Here is a 21,480-nt window from a genome sequence, read left to right as displayed (position 1 = left end):
ATTAACGAGACGGGGCTTGGGTTAGCTGCTCAACGATCGCATCGAGATCGATCGAATCAGCAAACTTGCGAAACTCATAACGACCATACAAATTAATGTGCTGCCAAGCAACAGGAGAAATCTGTCTCAAGTCTTCAACCCCTTGAAGATCTCCAAGCTGCTCTCGATGTTCGAGAACACTAGACAAAATCCTGGCATTGTAATAAAGAATGCAATTAGCAATCAAACGTCCGCACTCGCTCCATAGTTGTTGCTCTAACTCAGACTTAAAGCGGAGCTTCCCAAAATTAGCATGTGAGATAGCTCGGCGTAACTGATGATAACTTTCGCCTCGATTCAATGCCCGCTGAACATTTTGACGCAACGGTAAAGAGTCAATATAATCAAGCAAATATAAACTTTTTAAAATATTGTCATATTCCCACAAAGCCCGTCTAGTCTTATTCTTCCGCGCATAAGCACTGAGTTTACCTACAATTATGCTTTGAGTAGTTTCCTTCACTGCTAGTGAAACCATAATGCGTTGAATATTCTCCCATTCCTCCACAATTAATTCAGTATTAATTTTACGAATTGGCTTGATGACGCAATCCTTATCATAGTTACTGGGATGTTGAAATCCGTATAGAGATTTGCTAACCTTGTCATATATATCTTTATAGCGAGGAGCAAATTGATAACCAAACGAATGCAGTACCGCAAAATTAATCTCATTCGTACCGTGAGTATCAGTGGAATGGATATTCGGCTGAATATCAGTCGTATTGTTAAATAAGATATCAAACACAAAGTGGCTCTCATGCTCATTAGCCCCAATAATCCTGGCATTAACCGGAATATGATTAGCAACGAGCGTGTACGAGACAACACCCTTATTCAGTCCAAAATACTTAGGAGAGTGACGTGAATTAATTGTATTAATTCGAGCTTCAAATTTCTGTCCGTCACTACTAGAATGAAGGAGATTCCCGATATCATAATGATGAAATATCGATAACTCAGCAATCGCATTACTAATCAGGTCGTTTGCATCTTTGAGCGTTTCTAATCGAATAAAATTCTCCGAGGTAGTGCTAAGAAGTTGATAGCTAATATCAGAGATTTGACCCATCCTACCCATACCCATATTATTACCCCAAGCAATCAAACAAGCAATAATCACATGCTCATCCACAGCTTGTCGATGATAACGACCTAATACATGCTCGAAAGCTTTGATAAAATGGCAATGTCGATCTACAAAGTGAAGAATACTCGCAATATCAACTTGTTTTAAACTATCAAAGAGCGGTGCATTGATGAGATCGATACCTTGAGGGATATAAGAGATTCCAACTAACTTTATTGCGACGCTTCTTAATCTGAAAGTGTTCGTTCTCTCCGTCAGCAATGCGACGATTAACTTCACCAATCCGCTTTTCAAGATTTTGCTCAAGTAGGGCTAAATGTTCGATAATTGGCTGGGCTAAAATAGTGAGATTATTGCTAATCATTAATTCCTGCTTGTCTTGCCAGCGCAGATCGTCAATTAAGTCATCCTCAAGACTCCGAAAATGAATACTGTTTCGACAAGAGATATCACCCGATTCTAATCCGTTACGGAGTAGTCGATAGATTAAAAATTCATAGCGATCGGGAATTAACTGCTGTTCTTGTTCGCGGTCGCTCGTGTAGAGATAACTTGTAACAGAAGCTGGGACACACTCGACTGGAAATAAGTCACTCTGGAATTCCTTGAGTGGCTTACCCTTCTTAAATGCTACTCTCAAGAAATCGATCGCTTCGATTAATGTATCCTGAGCTAGTGTTGTGGTAAACTCAACTGTTAATATTATCTGTCGCAAGTGCAACTTAAACTGATGAGCTAATTTATCAATGTGTTCCCATTGAAAGGCAGTTTCATCAAAACTGACTATCTTCGCCATTCGATCGGCAACAACCATCAACTTTGGACGTGGTAGAATCCCAAAGATCTTAGATTGAACCGTCTTAAAAGGTGTATTTGCTTCAATACTTTCATCTGTTAACAGTTTGAGCACCTGCCCTGCTTTTTGAAAATTCTCATTAATCTCAAGATGACATTCATATAAACGTTCTTTGGCAACACTTTTAGCTTCATCATTATAATGCCTCACTCTAGAGATTAAACAGTTAATTAAATTGTCCGAGCGTTGCTGATATCGATGATGAGCAAAACAGATAATATAAATATATGCTGTCCATTTGTTCAGTTGTTTCAATCTGGCAACAGAGTAATAACCGACTAACGCAGCATAATATTTAATACTCTCATTAGAGATCTCCATCTCTGGCAATAAGCTTTCAGCGATCGTGTAGAGTAAATATAATCGCTCGCCTCTTTGAATCTCATACTTAGTTTCTTTGAGACTAAAATTTCTCGGCTCTTGTTTGAGGTGTGTAATTTCGTATAAGCCGGGTGATTCTTCTAATAGTTTTTCAAAGGCTTCTAGCTCAGATGCTTGCAACCGATCGCTTACAATTTTTATTAATCTATTGTGCTCGTTAGTCAAAGCTTGACTAACGATGTCTTGCATTAAGGTATAACCTGGAACCGCAATCTTTCGATCTGTGAGATAATTGACAAGTTCGCGAAACACATAAACAGGTTTACTGTAAACCTTTGCCGATTGTTGTGCTTTCTGTTCGAGTTCTTGACGTTCTTCTTTCCCACATAGATGATAGCGATGGAGTTCGAGGATTAACCGCTGTTGTTTGAGCCGCGTCTGTTTGTCAATTACTTTGATTCCACCGAGCTGTTTGGAATTAAAATATTGTTCGATAATATATTGAAAATCGTTTTTAACCTCATCAAATGTAAATATGAAGAATAGATGCTTTGCTCTGAAGTATCCTAATTGAAGAATGAAATATACTTGAGATTTAATTGAGCCAAATACTTCAAGAATCTCTAAATCCGATTGTGATAGTGTGAAGTATTCAATTTGTTCTTCACGGTTAAATTTAGGTCGAGCGTAAATACTCTCAATTTCATCAGTAGCCAGAATCTTCAACCGCTTGTCCTTGCGGGTGATTTCAGTACCTCGATCTTTCATTTTGGCTACTCATTATTCAATTTTATGAGTCTCAGAAAGTACACTTTCTGGGACGTTCTTTAATTATGTCTCTTTCCATGTCTCAAAATACCTTTCTCTTATCCTTTAAGGCATAATGAGACGTAAATACATCTACAGGTGTTTGTATGGCTTTGGTTGGGTACGCAAGAGTTAGCTCGTCTGGGCAGAGTCTTGACGTTCAGTTACAGAAACTCAAACATTGCGACAAGATCTATCAAGAAACACAAAGTGGTACTAACCATCAGCGTTCTCAGCTTGCTGCTTGTTTGGAATATGTCCGAGACGGCGATACGTTGATTGTGTCGCGGTTAGATCGGTTAGCTCGCTCTACTCTTCACCTTTGCACGATCGCTGATGCACTCCAGCGCAAAAATGTCGCTTTGCAGGTTCTCGACCAAAATATTGATACTTCTGATGCTACGGGTCGTCTACTTTTTAATATGCTGGCGGCGATCGCTGAATTTGAAACTGAACTCCGCTCTGAGCGTCAGCTAGATGGCATTAATAAGGCAAAAGAGTTGGGTGTCAAGTTTGGGAGGAGTAAACGATTATCTCCCCAACAGGTGGTGGAGCTTCAGCTTCAACGCCAACAGGGTGTTCTGATTAAAATCTTGATGAAAGACTTCGATCTTTCTAAGGCGAGTGTCTATCGTTATCTTGGAAAATCTAGTTCGGAAGTACCATAAAACTCAGAATCCCCCTTTTCGAGGGTTTATACAAAAAACCCCAGCTTGTATCTTCAGGCTGGCATAATCTCTTTATCGAGTTAATAATTTGAGGTCGGTTCCAAGTACCTCCGTTGGCAACGGCTGCATAAGCACCAGTCATTTCCAAGAGACTGACTTCATTACCACCACCGCCTAAAACGAATCCTTGAATATCTTTTAAGTTAAGCGGCTTAGATAGACCTACGCCCAATGTATTTGCAAATTCTTTTACCTTATCAATACCTAATCCCTTTGCCGCTGCTATTGCAACTGAATTTTCTGAATATGTTATTGCCGAGAACACATTCATCTTCTTCTGTCCTGCTAAATGTTCGCATTGTTTTATTCCAGTTTTAAGAACGTAGCATGGATATTCCTTACTTAAAAGTAGAGCGGGACTAGATTTGTATCGATCGTGCATATCTTGCATCATCGCTCCATAACTAAACAATTTAAAGATAGATCCTGGTTGCCTATTATTAGCAGTGACATGATTTATCCCATGACCTGGATATATATTGATTGGTTGATTGTCTTCTGGATCTAGATTTTGATAATTGGGGTCGGTGTATCCACCTACCATTGCTTTGACCGAGCCATTTCTAGTATCTAAGGTTAATATTGCTCCTTGATCGAAATTTTTCTTCTTACCCACTGTAGTGATATAAGCTTGTAAAGCTTCTTCTGCCTTCTCTTGCATATTTCGATCGATAGACGTTTGAATACTATAATTCTTATTTTTTAAGAGACCCGCTCCAATAATATTTTTTCTTTCTAGTAACTTTAATTCATCGTTAACTGCTTCACTAAAATATTCGACTTGCAGTTCGTGTAAATTAGATTTAGCATTGCATAGTAAGTTAGGATCTTTCAGACGAATCCCTGTTGCCATCGCTTGAGTATATTCACCTTTATTGATTCTACCAGCTTTTCTCATCTCATTAAGCACAACTTCTCGCGTGTCTTTAGCTCGTTCACTAATCTCAAATTCCCTGACTTTATCATATTCAAGATCTAAATATGTCTGCAAATTATCTTTTGCCACCTTTGTGACATAATTTCTTATTTTTGTTACATCTATATTTTGATAAATTTCATCAATTTCATTTCTGATTGTTTCAATTTTTATATTTATTTCATCTATTTCTGTTTTGATTTTATTAATGAGTCCTTCATTATGTTTTTTGACAAAGAACCCTCTTACTCGATCGATTAGATTAATACCTTCTTGCCTAGATTTTAGACCTCCCTGTTTTAATGTCTCGATTAAGTTTTCTTTCCTCTCTAGTTCACTTTGACTGAATTGTAATCTGGCTTCTTTCTCTTTTACTAATCTTATTATTAGTGCGTATCTTTCTGGGTCTACTTTATATTGCTTAAATTCTTCTATTTGCTCAGAAGTAATTTTACCCGATCTTTCTAGGTTGTATAAATTTTCTAATCTCAGCTCATCATAAAATCTGTTTTTTTGAAGTGTTTGAAGTTCTTGTTTATTTTCGTCAGTTGCATTCTCAAGATCTTTTTTATTTTCGCGTATTTTTTCTTCTAAATTATTGATTTTTATTTTGATAAATCTCTTAGCAGAAATCTGATTACATGGATCTTGAACGGTAGGATTTGTTAACATTCCTACCAACATAGCTGACTCACCACTATCTAATCGATCTACAGATTTGTCAAAGTATTTCTTACTCCTATCTTCAAAGTTAGTACTATTTTTGTCCTCATCTGCTTCCCACGAACTAGATACTCGATTTAAATAGGTTAGTAAAATATTTTGCTTACTGTACATTAAATCTAGTTTGAGAGAAACTCCTACTTCCAGCAATTTTCTAATAAATGATAATCGATCTGATTCTAGCTTTAATTCATTTCTATTCCCTGAATTTTTGATATCTTGTTCCTTATTAAAACCTAGCTCTTTAGCAAATAGTTTACGAGCAACTTGTTGAGTAAGCCCACTTCCACCTCGACTTCCTATATTCTTGAATGAAAGTAAGTCTACTCCAGGAGAAAAATAAAAGCGGGAATCTTCTTTCGCGATCAGAGCATTAATTAGATGACTTGAGAATTCTTCTCTTTTTTTATCTGGACTTCTACGATATAAGATATCTACCTTATCAGACTGTGGATCTTGGGCATATTGAATCTCCATCGGCTTTCTTGTGTCGGGAAGATTACTCACATCGATACTAAAAGCTCCCCAAGCTATAATCGAAAAAATTATTATCAGAAGTAGTGATATTAATTTAATTGAAAGACTTCCCAACGATCTTAATTTTGTAGATAGATATTGTGGAGCGCGATCGTGAAAAGTCAATTTTACATTATGACTGTAGCCCGAACGTTTAATGACAAATACATCACCGTGATAAATTTCTTGTCGTTCGATGTTCCCTTCTTTAATAAGTTTCGCTCGTATCCACCTTAAAATACTAATAATACTGATTATCTTTATTTTGAAAAAATAGTAATAAGCAAAATTATATTTAAGGGATAAATCTTTACTACAAGATTGAGAGCGTACTATTTTATAGCCCGTATGTCTGAGCATCAAAGATAGTAATGGAGATAAGAATTTTCTAGTAACATACTTGCCAAAAATAATCTCAACCAATAGATCGACGATACCAATTCTATTAGATTTTTCAATACTAATATATTGCTCATTTAAAATAGGACTAGGAATATATATGACACCAGTCTTTCGCTCTGCACTAATAGATTTGATATTACCGTTAATAAATTCAGGCTCATCAAAAGGTATCCCATTATTATCATGATACTTAATTTGAATGTATGGATTAGATGATTGGTTTTTCATTATTTAGTAAATATCATCATTATTTTTCGAGTATTTCAAAATTAATCTATTTTTGTATATCAGTGACAACTCTGAAACCACAGTTATTATTCGACTCATTCTTCTGAATACTGTAGCGACTGGTACTACTACATGAAAATTTATTTGTATTCCAGGCTCCGCCTCTGACAACTTTCTCATCATTATTTGTTTCTTCAGTCTTGGTGACTGCACTTCCATCAATCGGTGCATCTTTATAACCAGTGACGTAGCTATCTTCACACCATTCCCATACATTGCCATGCATGTCATAAAGTCCAAAATGGTTTGCTTTAAATCTTTTTACTTCTGTTGATGTCCCTTCATTATTAGCAAAGTTTGCTTGTAAACTATCTAGATCGTCCCCAAAATAAAACATTGTATTTGTATTAGCTTTACAAGCATATTCCCACTCAGATTCGCTAGGTAAGCGATAGACTTTACCATCCTGACTGAGACTAGATAGCTTTTTGCAGAATTCTCGTGCTTCGAGCCAAGTAATTGATTCTACTGGATAGTTATCTCCTTGATGATGGGATGGATTCAAATCGGATTCCATTACATATTTCCATTGAGCCTGGGTAATTGGGGTTGCACTCATCTGAAAAGTAGCTATGCTAACTTGATGTGCAGGTCGTTCGCTACGTTTTTCCGCAGAACCCATCATAAAAGAGCCAGATTCGATCGTTACCATTGTTGGCAAGAATTTAGTAGATACGTATGATGACGGTTGTGAATGCTTAGAAGGTAATTTAATCTCTGGCTCGATGTTTTGACTTTGTATAGTTGATAATTGCGAATGCTTAGTTGAACTTTGTATAGTTGATAGTTGCAAATGATTAGAAGGTAATTTAACGTCTGGCTCGATGGTTGGAATTTGTATAGTTGGATTACTTTTTGGTTGTAGCTCTATTTCTATATTATTTATTGCATCAAGTACTTCTTCTATATTTTGATATCGTATTCTTGATGACTTGTCTATCATTTGACTAACCACCTTAATCAAGCCTATATCGGCCTCGTTCGCATGTTTCGCCCATGCTAAAGCTCCATCGACTTCTTCTTCATTTACTAATGAGCTAAGGCTATTAAATCTTGTCAAGGATAAGAGAGCAATTATCCCTATAGAATATATATCTTCGTCAAATTTTGGTGTTGTACTATTTAGCTGAGGCGGCGTAAAATCTGTAGCAATTCTTTCATATGGCTCTATCTCTGTGTCTATGTCTATCCGTTGACTTTCACTAAAATCAACTATAAATAGTTTTCGATCTTGTGTGCGGCGAATAATGTGTTTGAGATCGATTCTACGATGAACGATACCTCTCTGATGAATTGGCTTTAAGAGATCGCAAAGTTCTATGATAAGATTAATAGCTTTTTTGGAATCATATCTAACATTTGCATTTACTTCTTCTACAAGCTGCTTGCCATCAATATACTCATAAATAATCCATCCATATTGATTGGATGGGCGCACTAATTGAGGAATTACACCAGTATTGGGATCTGCGATTAGACTTATAATTCTTATTTCTCTTTCTATTAGTTCTCTATCTTCAACTAAATTCTTCCAACGCTTCGCAATATATTTCTTTGTTGGATCTTTAATATCAAATACTCGACATATCCATGTCAATTTGTGGTCTTCAATACCATCAACTTCATATTGATTATCAAAAACATCACCAATTTTGATTAAAGAGTCATCTTTTCTAAATTTTGATGTCGCCTTGTTTAAGACATCTCCAATTTTTTTTATGCTTTGGCGTGATATTTTCATGAGGCTCCCGCACGAATAGTCTCTGTACTTCTTAGAGTTCCCATAATTCAAGGAGGAAAGGAAAGGCAAACTGCTAAAATCTCAACGAAGGCCGATCGCACATCGTTATTAGCTTCACCGTGCCAAAAAAAGAAAATCTTCCGCTAAAGCTGAAATCCTTACCCACCGTCAATTTAAACCCCAGAAGTGACTGCTTGCCAACTGCTCTCGCTCATGCCAGTAATCTCCAACGCAGCGGCAAGCATTCGCTGGCGGGGTTTCCCCATCACATCCCCATACTCATCCCATAATCCTGACTCACCCGTTCTACCTCTCTCTCCTGTTGTTGTCTCACCTCAATCCGCTCCAAATTCGGACTCTCTTCCCCATGTCGGTATCGCCATCTCTCGGCTAAGTCTTCTCTCCCTCTCAATCTTTGCCACTCCTCGAAGCTGGGAAATTGTTGATACTTCTCCCGCAGTCGTTCCCGCTCTGCTTCTTGCTCTTGCTGCAATTTCTGCTTCTCCTCTTTCTGGTCTTCGGCGAGGCTATGGCGGAGAGCGTTAAGAATCGCTCCTTTACCCTGCCATTGTCCTGCTAGCAGTCGTTCCCGTTCTTGCGTTTGAAGTTCTGCCAGTTGTTGAAACCGTTCGTCCCATTTTTGTCTCAACGCATCGGCATCGGCGGTTTTATTGGTGTAATAGTCGCTGCGGAGTTGGGTGTATTGTTGCCAACCTGGGGGCATCTGCTCCATTAATGGCTGGGGAGAGATGGGAGCTATATCTAGATCTTGGATCGGCGGTTCGTAAGTACCCAATCGTTTCTGAAGGTTACTGAAGCTGGCGGCACGGTCGATGCTGCTGGCTTTGATGACTGTTTCCCCAATGGTAACGATCGCTCCGGTGCCTTTTTGTTCGTATTTGGCTCCGGCTTGGGCGAGTTGCTGGTGGAGTTGTTGCCAGTCGTTAGCGGCTTTGACGATCGGGGCTAGGGTTTCAATCCCAATCCGTTGAGCTGATTTTTCTCCGGTACGGTTCTCGAAGTCGGCGGCGCGTTGTTTAGGCTGGGGTTGTTGTTGTTGATAGTCCTGTCGTTCGACGATCTTGCCATCTTCGTCAATTTGATATTTAGCGTTTTCAAGGGGTTGCCATCCTTGGACATATTCGATTTTGGCAACAGCGCGGTGGAGGGCTTCGATATCGAAGCCGCGATTGATTTGGATCGGTTGGATCGTGTCTGGATGGATGCGGTTGATGACGACATGGACGTGGATGTTATGGGTGTCTTGATGGGCGGCATAGATGACCTGATGTTCTTGCATTTCCATTTCGGCGAGCAAGATATCTACGGCTGAATCGATTTGGTCGGGAGTGGGGCGTTCTTGTTCGCGCCAACTAAGGACGTAATGATTGAGTGGGTTTTTACTGCGGGGGTTCTCACCTGCCAGTGCCATCATTTCTAGTCTCTGTCCTACCAAGCGATCGCTGATAAAGTTTTTACCACCGATCTGCATGACCTTATGTTTGTCTTTATCTTTAGTGATATAGTCCACCAAGCTACCTGCATGTTTGCCACCGCTTTTGGTTGCGGTTGCTTTAACTCGTTTGCCAATCATTTTCTTTCTCCCTCTGGGTGCCTAACTATCGAACTGGGGTTTACTATTCCAGTTTCGGAATTTTTTGGGTGAGTAACTTGTCTGGGGTACTGATCGTTCTTATCTTTGCAATCGATCGGAAAAACTCGATCGTTGAAGATCGATCGTCTACTCCCACACTCCCCACCTTTCCCCTTTACCCCTTCCCCTTTTCCCTTTCTCATAAGCCATTTCCAATACTGACGATCGCTTTTTGAATTTCGATGAGGGTATCGGCGGTCAGTTGGCTGTATGCACCGCCACTTTCATTATGGATGTGTTTGAGTAAGCCACCAATGCGACGGAGTTCGCGGATCGTTGTCATGTCGGTATTGGCAGCCACGCGCCGACCGAGGGCGCGTTGGCGGATGTAGGTACTAACGGTGATTCCGGCGACGCTGGCTGCGTCTTTGAGTTCTTCCATTTCGCTGGGGGTCAGGCGGATGTTGCATTGACAGCTTAGGGGTTCGGCTTGGGTGCGTTTGAATGTCATATTGTTAAAGGAGGTTGAGAAAGCGCGGGAAAAATGATTACGATCGGGAGGGAACCCATCGCCGCCCATTCCTGCCGCTCCGATTGGAGCGATCGGCACGTTCGTTAGATGTTGGCAGGAATTAGGCTCTGTTGGGTCGAGTATGATTAGAGTATGGCTCAGGAAAACAATCGATCGCCACTGTTAGATCTCGTCGGGGCAATTATAGCGATCGGCAGGGGTTAGGGGATGCAATCCCCACAAGATAGCCTGGAGTGAGGAGCTTGCGACGAGCGGAGGGCGGGTGGCTGCGTATAGCAGCTACCATCTTGTTACCTCCATAAAATTATGATTTTACTATAAGTTGCGCGTGGTTTTGGGGCTGTTTGGGGTGCTAGATTTTGGGTATTTTAGGGAGCGATTTTAGAGATGGATTTTGAGGGTGGAAGTTTTCAGCAAACGGTGGGGTAGATTGTGAGATGGAGATCGGGTAGAGGTGAGCGGATAGAAAGTAAAGATGGTGTAGGATTTGGGGCGTGGAGTTTGGGACTTGGGGTATGCAGTACATAAAATGGGGATGAGCAGATGAGATGAGTTATAGTCTGGTCGAGTAGCTATGAGTCGAGTAGTGGGTTTTCGGTGCGTTCTTATAGGGGGTAGATATTCTCCAAATGCTCGGTAAATATTCGGTGAATGCTCGGTGGTGGTTGAGTTGCGGGTAAAGTATACTTGGGTTAAACCGATCTGGGATAGGAGTTATTTAGATGGGCTATAAATTAGAGCAGGTTGAGGCAATTGCTAGTAAACTTCGGGCTTTGCCTGCTATCGAACCACCGCCAAAGGATCTGACTAAGCAGGAGGTGGTGAAGATGTTGGCTAAAGAGATTAAGTCTCTTCAGAAGCGCGGCTATACTTTGGAGCAAATCGCCAGTAGTTTGAAGGGTGAGGGGTTAGATATCTCTACGCCTACGCTCAAAAGCTATCTGCAAAAGGTTAAGACTCCTAATAAGCCTAAAGTCGCTGGCAAGGAGCTGTCGAAAACATTACCCGCATCGTCAACATCACCCACACTACCAGCAGCCGGAGCGTCTCCCGTAGCAGAAGTAGCAGAAGTTAAGGTGACAGGGGATAATAAGAAGAGTCACTCTAAGAGTGGATCTTTACCTAGACCTGACTCGGTAGATCTGTAAGGAGATAGATAGATGAATCCGATTTACATGATTGGTGGTGGCAAAGGTGGGGTTGGTAAAAGTATTGTATCGATGGCACTTGTCGATTATCTGTGTGAGATCGGTAAGGACTGTTATTTAATTGAAACTGATACTAGCAATCCTGATGTGTTTAAGTCATATGGTGAGGCTGTCCCAGCTCAGATTCTAAATCTGGATAAGGCTAATGGGTGGATCGATCTGGTCAATCTCTGTGAGGAGCATCGGGATAAAACGATCGTTATTAACGGAGCGGCACGTAGTAATGATGGAGTCAGTAAATATGGTGAAAACCTGCGCGGTGTTTTAAAGGACTTAGATCGGAGTTTGATTACTTTTTGGACGATCAATATGCAACGTGACAGTGTGGAGTTGCTCAAGCAGTATATGGAAGTGATGCAAGGAACGACTATTCACGTAGTTCGGAATGGCATGTTTGGGGATGAGGATGAGTTCGCACTTTATAATAGTTCTGGGGTTAGAAAGGCCATCGAGAAGCAGGGGAAATCTTTAATGTTGGGAGAATTAGCGGAGCGGGTGTCGCGGGTGCTTTACAATGACCGGAGGACGATCGCTCAGGCAATAGCTGAGATGCCGCTGGGGAATAAAGCGGAGCTGCTTAGATGGCGGGGTGAGTGTAAGAAAATGTTCGATCTGGTCGTCAAGCTATGAGTAGTAGAGAAGATCTCATTGGTGGTGCGGAAAGATATCTCCGCCGGAAGCTGACAGATAGTGAAATTCAGCAGTTGCTCCATGCGAGTGATTCTTATCGGTTTGGAAATAATGACGCGCTTTGGATGATTATTTCTGTGACTTCTGGCATAACTTGGCCGAAACGGCCAAGTTATGCTTGACAACTCCAAGTACCTTGATTTAAAAATTGAGTGCCCTCAAGTGTGCTCTACAGCCATCCCGAAGGGAAATCAGTTACCTTAATTGCAACTGCGGCTCCCTGGCGAAACACTTTGCGATCGTATTTAAAGCACTCGATCGAATACCTCAAGCATGACCGATTACTCTCAAATCCGATCCAGTACTCCTAGTTACGCTCCTCTCACCATTAGATCGTGCCTAGCAATGACTTTGTGCTGAATCAGGAGGGTAAATTTGTCTCGATCGTGCGCTCTAATCTCCCCGAAAATCAACCATAACTTGGCTGAGAGTTCTTGAAAATTGCCGTTTCTAGCGATGTTAGTACACAATTCTCAAAAAAGAACTCATGCCTTATTATGATTGAATTTAGGTACTCAATGCCAAGTTATGATTGAAAACTCGATCGCTAGCATTCCCTGAAACGACGTATTTTCGTTATTGCGAAGCCAATTTATGGTTGACGATCGTGCCAATTTATGCCAGAAGTCACAATTTCGATGCTCGAAGCTAATAAATGGAGCTTGGGTGAGACGCTGGAATCTTATCGAGGTGAGTTTGCAGCTATTCCCCAGCAGATTAAGGAAGCTGCTGATGCGGAACGGGAGTCTTTGAAGGCGACGGCTGATTTGGGAGCGATTCAGGCACAGACGCGAATTAATGATGCTGTGCTAACTCTACTTCCGAATATTCGTGCCGATATTAGAACTGATGTCGGTCGGAGTGCTGGTGCTGCGTTTAAAAGGATTGAATTAGGTCGGGGGATGCTGTCGCTTTGGGGCGGTGGGATGATTGCTGCCGCGTTACTTATCTTAGGGATATTAATCGATTCTGGCGTGTATCGGTTCGTATTCACACATCCTAAGCAAGTCCAGGCTTTTCAAACTATCTATGGGTGGCAGGTTGCGATTGCGCTATCACTGCCACCTTTTCTGGGATTGGGGATTTATGCACTTCAGGATGATTACAATAATGAATTAAAGTTTGCGGGTTGGTTAGTTATTGTGGCTTCAGTTGTGGGATTTCTAGTTCCTGGTTTGAAGATTATGGGTTGGTGGTTTTGGAAGTAAGTTGTCCAACTGCTAAAAACTTGAGTGGGTCGATTTTCAGAAGAAGTCAATCGAACATCTAATTCTCTATCTGAATATTTTGGGTCGAGATTTGGAGGTCGTTCTTAAGCCTCCCTCGACGGCTAGCAGTCAAGGGAAGTTAATAGTGCCGTTTATCTAGTTCTTACGTTCTAAGAATAACGGTGATACCAAGCTAAATCTAGATACAGCAACCACTCTGGCAATCGAGGTACCTATAATTACCCTTATAAGAAGCTCGATCTCTACCCCACAACACCCTTTAGCCCAGTCTGAATAAAGATTTGAGGGCTTTTACCTCCATAATTTTAGTAGATTCAACCAAAAGTCTAGATGGGGGGAGAAGGAAGGCAAACATCCCTTTTATAAGATCTATTAGCAGTGGTGTGACATTTAGCCATTTGGGGCAATTAGCAAGCAACTTCTGTCTCACCTCCCCGCTCGATAGATTTATTAGCAGTGGTGTGACATTTAGCCAGATCGCGCGCGAACCACCGCCCGAATATTTCCTCACGTCCATCGTCAACGTCTTGCTCGACTCCGGCGTAGCGACGGACGCGCGAACCACCCTCGCGCACCTGGTCGATGTAAGTCAGTTGCAATCCAACTAGCCCTAACAGGCGTTGGGCAGTCTGGATCGGGTTGGATTCGGCAGAAATTGACAGACCGAGCGCATTCTTAATTGCCCCCCTATACCGCTGCACCCACTCGTGCCACTCAGCAAGACTGTCAGCGGTAAACACCTTGTCCTCACCGAAAAATTGCTTGATGTTCAGGGCATCTAGTATTTGCAGTTTGCCAGACATACACGAGCGATTGATATCCATCGGCAATGCCCGATCTTCGTGGGCGAGCGATTGGAGGCGGTCGCGGTCTTTGGCGGCGGCAAACTCTCGCCCGATTGTCAGATAGTAGTGCAGGCGGATTTTCGGATACCAGCCACTATCGTCTTTAACGATCAGCTCATCCGTAATCTCATCCGTGCCGTAACGCTCTACCAGCCTACCTTTAGCTAACTTTAGTCGCTCGGCTTTGGTCTTGCCCCGCTGTTTTTTGAGTCTTTGCAGCTCCACCTCATCCGGTGCGGAGGTGTCGATAATATCCTGACGTTGTTGGGTGTAGTTAACATTGCGAATCTCATCCAGGCACTCGTCCCAATTTTCCTGATGACGATCTGGGGCGCATTCAACGATCTCGTAACCTTCACGCTCCAATTTAGTGATGATGTTGAGCTTATACCCGCGAAATTCAGCATTAGTTTTTGCCGCATAATTCGCCCAAGTGAGAACGTGGCAAGCCTCCATCTCGTCGAGTTGGAGAGCCGCGTCCTGTTGGCTGAGTGCGGCGAGGTTAAATTTAGCCACCTGTTTTTGGCTGGCAATCAGTTGTCGGGGGTTACTGCTGCCGTTGCCGATCCAACCGATGCTTCCCGTTGTAATTGCCATGTGTCGGGGGACATCAGACCGCACCCGCTCGATCGTTTGGGACACTGCATCGACTGTTTGCACCCCGTTAGCGAGACAGTAAACAGCATCGAAATGATGGCCGTCGATCGACACTCCTGTCTCGATTACACTGGTAGCGATGACAACTTGATATCGAGCGAGGTCGCCCAGCCGATTGACGATCCCATAGGCTGGATGCTCTTTGTCGGCGACATTATCGGAGTCGCAACAGAGTGTTGATACGCCTGGGCAAGTCTGCTTAATCGCCGTCTCTAGGTGTTGAGCTGCCCATTTAGACTTAACATCTTTAGCCGAGCAATGCAGGATGATATTTTTGCCTGCATTAATATCGGTAATTAAGGCTGCTAATAGATCTGCTGGCGATTTATGGAGAATTAACGTCCGTTTGCCTGCAACGGGGTTGTAGTCGTTAATTGCCAACCACAACGGCATCCCGCCTGTCAGCTTTTGAACGTACTCGATCGTGTTGCCAGACAAGTCGGCATCAGTTAAAAAGATCGTCCCGCCCGTCGCGGCGATCGTTTGGAGCAATACCCCAAAATTAGCCAGGATCTCGGCTCGTTTGCTGGAGCAGGTGCCTGAGTTCAGCAGGTGCCAAATCACCTGTTCGGCTTCGTCGATTACTACTGCCGCACCCTCCCAAACGGTTGGGTCGAACTTGACTTGGGCGTTGGCGTGTAGGCTATCAACGCACAGCGCGAAACCTAACAATTGCCCGTGTTGATACACTTCGCTCACATGAGGGATGCCCAACCGCTCGGCAAGGGCTTGGGCGAGTTGAACGCGGTGGGTCAAGATCAATACGCCGCGCCCGTCGTTGATGTATGGTTTCACCAGCTCTGCCAGCCACTCGGTTTTACCAGTGCCCTTGGCAGATTTAACCCCAACGATTTTACCCTCTAGTTTGTTCGGTCTGACCGCTGCATCGAAATAGCGGCTATTAATCCGTACAGCCTCATACCGATCCAGGCTAAAATTGCCCTGGAGTCGCCAATTATCTAGGGATGAGCGATCGGCATAAATCGCATCAAGGGCGGTAGCTCCTGCATGGTAAATCAGGTCGTCTACGCCTTTATGTGCGTGAGTCCAAGTCATCACCGATACTTTACAGCCCGACCGCTCTAGCAGTCGTCCGGTTTTATCGGTTGCGGTACGGACGGCGGCGATCGTTTTTGGGTTGGTATCCCGATCGAATGCAAACACAAACTCGCGCCCTGGCTGTGTAAATACCTTGAGCTGGGGAATGAGGTAGGGTTGGCACGGTACGCCCTCACGTTGGGCGCGATAGCCCCCATAAATCCCTGGCAACCCGATCGCGCAATATCCCGCCGACAGCAATGCAGCGGCTTTTTTAGCCCCTTCGGTAATGATAATGGTGAGCTGCGGTGTATCTTTGACCCACTGCCAAAATTCGCGATCTTCGTCGCGGGGGCTGGCGGCTGAGTCCATCCGCGCTAAATACTCGGACTCCAAACCCGATCTGATGGCTATTTTGCGCCCGCTCTCCCAAGTCACTCGCAAACAAAATAGCTCGGTGGGCTGCTTGTGGGGATGTTCGTATTTTATTGCTTTGCGCTTGATGTCGTCAATGCGAGGGTTGTACGGCTTGAGACAACCCCACTCGCTTGGCTGCATGGTGAGCGGGTCGATCCCTCGGCCAATCCATCCGCCTGCCTCGAATTGTTCGTAGATCCGTAGATGCCCATCGGTCAATCGACCGTCATTGCGGCGTTTGGGGGTGCGGACGATAAATGCGAATGCTTCGGTTTGACCGACCTCACCAAAATTTAGTGCGGCGATTTGGGGGTCGATTGCGCTCTGTTGTAACTCGGACTGTAATTTTTGTTGTGTCATTTGGCGATCTGCTCGTTAGATCGCTCTATTGCCTAAACTATCTACTCTCTACTTGAAATGGCGTAGGTGTAAGAGTAGAAACCTGTTGCCAGTACACCCCCTACTGGGTATACTAGTAGATGCAATGCCATCCCCCCAGGAACAGCATTTTAAGGTTCCGTCCGTTTTGTTTTGGACGGCGGTTGGAGTAGAGCGGTATGCTCCTGTAAACCACGGTTAAATCGCCTGAAGACCTCTGCCACGTCCGTGGTAGGGTTTTCTGCTTTTAAGGGGATTTACAGTATTAACTTATTTTTCCCTATTTTGGTGTCGATTCACCATTTTTTTGTATGGGTTGCAGAAAATTTATTAGATCTTTGCACTCTACAACATAGGTAACGCTGGTAGTCTGAATTCTCAACACCCTTGCTCCTCCAAACTCTGTCCACAGTGGCGAATCCTCATAAGCCACTATCCGCGCTCCTGGTGCCAGAACAATTGCCTTGATCAATGGCGCGTTCCGTTCTGCGGCGGTTATACCCATGAGTGGATGCTTGATTTTTCGTAAATAAGATACTGTCTGCAAAGATTCAATTGCCTTAGTTAGAGCAATTGCCCTTTTAGCATGTTTACCATTCTTTTTTATGAAAAATTCTTGACGATCTTCACGCCAGATTACTTCCCTATCTTCATTAGCGCGAGTCATCAGAGCAAACATTCTTCTGTCTGGCATTTTTACCAACAAGTCGATGGCTGCTGTATCGGTTTTTACTCTCGGTGTAAGCACGACGTTATCATCGCCATAATGGTCGAGAATCGACTTAGCTACAACATACAGACGGCGGACTCGCCAAATGTATTCATTGCTGAAAAATGCAAATGTCAATGCCCAACTTACAAATGCTATTGCCGGATTTACAAGTGATAATATTGCCAAAATTTCACTAACACCGAAGGATGTTAGTACGCCTTTAGCAAGAAGATCTGATTCTTGTCCTAGTCGATTTACAGCATCCCAATTTTGGGGATAAACATCTTTTTCTCCTGTATAAAGCGACAAGATATCTATCTCTGGATCTAAATTAGTTTCGGAGTCTAATTCATCGTTAATGATTGTATCGCTCATAAATAATAAACATTTCACGTATTCACTTACTCACGTATTCACTTACTCACGTATTCACTTACTCACGTAAATACGTATTTACGTATTCACTTACTCACGTATTTACGTATTCACTTGCTCAATGCTTACCCTCCTTCAGCCAGTTCTCAACTGCCTCCCTTAAAATCTCATTCATCGATCGCTCTGACTCAAAGCTAGCAAATTTGAGCCTTTTATACTGCTCCTTCCCCATATCAAAGCTGATTCGATGTGGAAACGGCTTCTCTTGTTTTTCTTGGCTCTCTGGTTCTGCTGCTACCTGTGGCGATGGAGGTTGAATGACTTCCTCTGAAGTCGCGGTTTGAATTTCCGGATCGATGCCACCGCGCTCGATCCAATCATCTACCGTGGGATTCAAATTATTGGTGGTTGGTTTTTTAGCAATCAACGGACGCTTTACCACGATTTAACTCCCATAAATTTCAAGACACATTTACTTAAAGCTTTGATTTCATCACTAGCCTCGCTGGTAGCAGCAAACTCCAGTACTGTAGCTCCTGCTGATGATTCTGCAAACGCAACTCGCTGAGAAATGGTTGCATCGAGAACTGGAAAACAGAGATCGGCTAAAGCTCCATTAATCTCTCTACCGATCGCCGTCCTGGGAATTTTCCGATTGATTAAGAATGCTGCTTGAATTTCTGGCCTAAATTGCTGGGCTTCTTTAATGAGAGCGACTGTTTCAGCAGCAGCCCAAACATCATAGGAACTGGGTTGAACGGGAATCAATGTTAAGTCAGCAGCAAGAATCGCCGATCGAGCCAGAGCTGACACCCGTGGAGCTGTATCGATTACACAATGCTGATAGTTACTAGCAATTTCTGGCAAATCTCGGTGAAGAGTTTCCCGCGCCATCGCGATTACTGGGAAGGGTGACACCTCGGTTCGGGCAGATGCCCACACGCTTGCCGATCCTTGGGGATCGGCATCTACCAGCAATACTTTCTTTTTAGCGAGAGCAATTGCGTGAGCCAGGTGGATCGAAATTGTTGTTTTCCCGCTTCCACCCTTCTGATTGGCAATTGTCAGAATCATATTCTCATGCTCGTCTTGATGAAAGGATAGAGTCGATTCTGTCTAGATTAGCAACAAGTAAGTACTTAAACAAGTATTCAAGTGGTCAAGTATTCAAGTGGTCAAGTGGTCAAGTGGTCAAGTATTCAAGTGAATAAGTGGTCAAGTGAATATGTTATCTTACATTTACTACTAGCGAACGATATGGGTAAGAAAAAACCGCAAACTGACAGTACGGGCAATATCGACCACGACCAGTTATTCAAGCAGTTGTTAACGACTTTTTTCCTGGAGTTCTTGGAGTTATTTGCCCCCGATCTGTTCGTAGCGATCGAACCAGAAAGTCTTGAATTTCTCCCTCAAGAGTACTTTACCGACATCGGAGTAGGTAAGCGGCGGGCAATGGATATCATTGTCAGAGTCCGGCTGCGCGGTCGTCCCAATGCACCAGAAAGCGGGCGGGTGTCGGTGGTAGTGAACTGCGAACACCAGTCTGGCACCGAGACTGATTTCCACCGCCGGATATTTTTCTACTTCGCTCAACTGCACCGGAAGTATTTACAGATCGTCTACCCAATCGCGCTCTTCTCCTTCGATAAACCTTTTCGAGAGGAGAAAAATAATTATCAGGTCAATGCGCCTGGGTTGCAGATCTTAGATTTTAACTTTTTGACGATTCAGCTCAACCAGTTAAACTGGCGGGACTTTCTCAAGCGTCCCAATCCCGTCGCGGCGGCATTGATGGCGAAGATGAGTATCGACCCCGCAGATCGCCCGCGAGTCAAGGTTGAGTGTTTGCGGATGATTGCTAAACTCAAGTTAGATCGGGCGCGAACTTTTCTACTATCGGGTTTCATTGACAGTTATTTACGGTTGAACTCAGCCGAGCAAGAGCAGTTTCGAGTTGAAGTTGATAAAATTAAATTACCCCAAGAGCGGGAGAATATTATGGAAATTACTACTAGTTGGAAAGAAGAGGGTCGGATTGAAGGTCGAGTAGAGGGGCAACGGGCGTTAGCAATTAAGCTCTTGACTCGGAAGCTTGGCAATTTATCGCCCGAACTACTGTCACGGTTAAATGGTTTGAGTCTCGATCGGGTCGAGGCGTTGGCAGAGGAGTTATTAGACTTTACTAGCGTAGGGGATTTAGAGGTTTGGCTAGCTCGATAACCAATCTTCTTGGGGCGCGATATCGATTCGATGTCAGCGATTGGCTCGTTTCGCGGTTTTCGGTGTCTTGAGAGTGGCACCCTCCTAGTGTGCTGGTGCTGGAGAGTACATCAATCTTCATCTTCATCTTCATCTTCATCATCAGGAACGAGTTCGCCTAGTTTGGCTAGCAGGTTAGCAATTTCACTCAATTTGGTGGCAAATTCATCTATTTCCAACTCTAGATCTTGAGCGACTTCCCAAATGCACGTTCCTCTGGGCGCATTAAGGGTTGAATCGCCATTAATAATCGTGTGAGCCATCGAATGGAGATCGAGCAAATCCTGTCTCATTCCATCTGGCTCACAAATCCGGTAACGGATCTCATCAATGGTATCCACAGCCGCCAAAATTTTCGTGGTGTCGAAGCTCCGTTGTAGCTCATCTAGTTTCTTGCTGTTGAGAGTCCCGTAGTCTGTCTCGTGATTCTTTTCACTCATTGTTAAAAATATTTGTTTTGACGAGGAAATAGAGTCGATTCTCTCCAGAGTACCAGCAAGTGAACAAGTAATTAAGTGATTAAGTGATTAAGTGATTAAGTGAAGAGGTAGACATGCCATAAGAAGTTTTTATCGATCGACTACCGAATGAGCTTTCTAGCCCTAACGATCGATTACTTCCGCTTATATCACTAGAAAATGGGCGGTTCTAAAGTTCTCACACCCAACGAGCGGGAGTTGAAAGCATTATCTATAGCCAAACTATATCAGCAAGGGTGTGATAATGCTGATTTTCGCGCTCGATCCACTTTCGATCAAAATGACTATGTGTAAGCTTCTGGGCGTTTTGGGGCACTGTTTTACACTTATTTTGTCCCGGTCGTCCCTCAATTAGATCTAGTTTAATTCACCATAAGTATCTTTATTAAAACCTTCAAATGCTTTCTTGGATTAGATTAGAGCTGTTTTTAGGTGGGGGTTTTAGACTCCGATAATTTTATATTTTTGGCTCGTTGGGCACTTTTAGCCGATTTTGATCGAACGCGACCAATGAACAGGAATAAGGCTGAGATGCTTTTTAGGTAAGTATCTCAGCTTTGGCGTAAAATATTTTTTTGACACGTTGATGCCAATTAATAATAATCTAAAGTAAATACTAAATTTTATATATTTACTA

General features: G+C 43.0%; 16 protein-coding genes and 1 pseudogene. 7 read left to right on the top strand and 10 right to left on the bottom strand.

Annotation, left to right across the window (positions count from 1 at the left end; all coding sequences use genetic code 11):
* Position 1: 1 nt before the first annotated feature.
* A pseudogene (locus tag CHA6605_RS31035) lies at positions 2–3,074 on the bottom strand (Tn3 family transposase).
* Positions 3,075–3,220: 146 nt separating this feature from the next.
* Between CHA6605_RS31035 and CHA6605_RS31030 the strand changes: the two are divergent.
* Complete coding sequence (locus CHA6605_RS31030) at positions 3,221–3,781, top strand: recombinase family protein (protein WP_015159321.1); 561 nt, start codon at positions 3,221–3,223, stop codon at positions 3,779–3,781.
* Here the strand turns inward: CHA6605_RS31030 and CHA6605_RS31025 are convergent.
* Both CHA6605_RS31025 and CHA6605_RS32315 read right to left on the bottom strand, forming a co-directional pair.
* A complete protein-coding gene (locus CHA6605_RS31025) occupies positions 3,762–6,626 on the bottom strand; it encodes a transglycosylase domain-containing protein (RefSeq protein WP_041550561.1) in 2,865 nt (954 codons plus the stop codon). The genes CHA6605_RS31030 and CHA6605_RS31025 overlap by 20 nt on opposite strands.
* Positions 6,627–6,672: 46 nt before the next feature.
* The gene (locus CHA6605_RS32315) at positions 6,673–8,427 is read right to left on the bottom strand and encodes an SUMF1/EgtB/PvdO family nonheme iron enzyme (protein WP_015162896.1); all 1,755 of its coding nucleotides are present in this window, start codon (positions 8,425–8,427) and stop codon (positions 6,673–6,675) included.
* 119 nt (positions 8,428–8,546) lie between these two features.
* Here CHA6605_RS32315 and CHA6605_RS35330 point away from each other — a divergent pair, with 119 nt between their 5' ends.
* Positions 8,547–8,717, top strand: a complete 171-nt coding sequence (locus CHA6605_RS35330; RefSeq protein ID WP_198288613.1) for a hypothetical protein — start codon at positions 8,547–8,549, stop codon at positions 8,715–8,717.
* Here CHA6605_RS35330 and traI read toward each other — a convergent pair.
* Both traI and CHA6605_RS31005 read right to left on the bottom strand, forming a co-directional pair.
* Positions 8,693–10,021, bottom strand: coding sequence for a TraI/MobA(P) family conjugative relaxase (traI, locus tag CHA6605_RS31015; RefSeq protein WP_015162895.1), 1,329 nt, complete (start codon positions 10,019–10,021; stop codon positions 8,693–8,695). The genes CHA6605_RS35330 and traI overlap by 25 nt on opposite strands.
* A 199-nt stretch (positions 10,022–10,220) precedes the next feature.
* Positions 10,221–10,631, bottom strand: a complete 411-nt coding sequence (locus tag CHA6605_RS31005; RefSeq protein WP_232432357.1) for a plasmid mobilization protein — start codon at positions 10,629–10,631, stop codon at positions 10,221–10,223.
* A gap of 644 nt (positions 10,632–11,275) precedes the next feature.
* Here CHA6605_RS31005 and CHA6605_RS32310 point away from each other — a divergent pair.
* The 4 genes from CHA6605_RS32310 to CHA6605_RS30985 all read left to right on the top strand — a co-directional run bounded on the left by CHA6605_RS32310 (position 11,276) and on the right by CHA6605_RS30985 (position 13,659).
* Positions 11,276–11,701, top strand: a complete 426-nt coding sequence (locus CHA6605_RS32310) for a hypothetical protein (RefSeq protein WP_015162893.1) — start codon at positions 11,276–11,278, stop codon at positions 11,699–11,701.
* 12 nt (positions 11,702–11,713) lie between these two features.
* Entirely contained in the window at positions 11,714–12,391 is a 678-nt protein-coding gene (locus CHA6605_RS30995) for a nucleotide-binding protein (protein WP_015162892.1), read from the top strand.
* Positions 12,388–12,573 (top strand): hypothetical protein, encoded by a 186-nt coding sequence (locus tag CHA6605_RS30990; RefSeq protein ID WP_015162891.1) that lies wholly within the window; start codon positions 12,388–12,390, stop codon positions 12,571–12,573. Before CHA6605_RS30995 ends, CHA6605_RS30990 begins: the two co-directional genes overlap by 4 nt.
* 495 nt (positions 12,574–13,068) lie before the next feature.
* The gene (locus CHA6605_RS30985) at positions 13,069–13,659 is read left to right on the top strand and encodes a G-protein coupled receptor family protein (RefSeq protein ID WP_015162890.1); all 591 of its coding nucleotides are present in this window, start codon (positions 13,069–13,071) and stop codon (positions 13,657–13,659) included.
* Positions 13,660–14,087: 428 nt separating this feature from the next.
* Here CHA6605_RS30985 and CHA6605_RS30980 read toward each other — a convergent pair whose 3' ends face one another.
* From CHA6605_RS30980 to parA, 4 genes are all read right to left on the bottom strand, one after another.
* Positions 14,088–16,997 carry a plasmid replication protein, CyRepA1 family gene (locus CHA6605_RS30980; protein WP_015162889.1) on the bottom strand — a complete coding sequence of 970 codons (2,910 nt, stop codon included), beginning with the start codon at positions 16,995–16,997 and terminating at the stop codon, positions 14,088–14,090.
* A 298-nt stretch (positions 16,998–17,295) separates the two neighbouring features.
* Positions 17,296–18,102 (bottom strand): hypothetical protein, encoded by an 807-nt coding sequence (locus CHA6605_RS30975; protein ID WP_015162888.1) that lies wholly within the window; start codon positions 18,100–18,102, stop codon positions 17,296–17,298.
* A gap of 118 nt (positions 18,103–18,220) precedes the next feature.
* Positions 18,221–18,544: a hypothetical protein gene (locus CHA6605_RS30970; protein ID WP_015162887.1), complete on the bottom strand. Its 324-nt coding sequence runs from the start codon at positions 18,542–18,544 to the stop codon at positions 18,221–18,223.
* On the bottom strand, positions 18,538–19,176 hold the full coding sequence (parA, locus tag CHA6605_RS30965; RefSeq protein WP_015162886.1) for a ParA family partition ATPase: 639 nt from the start codon (positions 19,174–19,176) through the stop codon (positions 18,538–18,540). The genes CHA6605_RS30970 and parA overlap by 7 nt, the downstream gene beginning before the upstream one ends.
* 129 nt (positions 19,177–19,305) lie before the next feature.
* Between parA and CHA6605_RS30960 the strand changes: the two genes are divergently transcribed.
* Positions 19,306–20,325 (top strand): DUF4351 domain-containing protein, encoded by a 1,020-nt coding sequence (locus CHA6605_RS30960; RefSeq protein WP_232432355.1) that lies wholly within the window; start codon positions 19,306–19,308, stop codon positions 20,323–20,325.
* Positions 20,326–20,435: 110 nt separating this feature from the next.
* On the opposite strand, the gene tnpC is transcribed toward CHA6605_RS30960, so the two are convergent.
* Positions 20,436–20,804 (bottom strand): Tn3 family transposase post-transcriptional regulator TnpC, encoded by a 369-nt coding sequence (gene tnpC / locus CHA6605_RS30955; RefSeq protein ID WP_015162884.1) that lies wholly within the window; start codon positions 20,802–20,804, stop codon positions 20,436–20,438.
* Positions 20,805–21,480: the final 676 nt, after the last annotated feature.

This window comes from Chamaesiphon minutus PCC 6605, assembly GCF_000317145.1.
Lineage (GTDB): Bacteria > Cyanobacteriota > Cyanobacteriia > Cyanobacteriales > Chamaesiphonaceae > Chamaesiphon > Chamaesiphon minutus.
The sequence above is the reverse complement of the archived record's forward strand: the minus strand, read 5'-3'. Positions and strand labels throughout refer to the sequence as shown.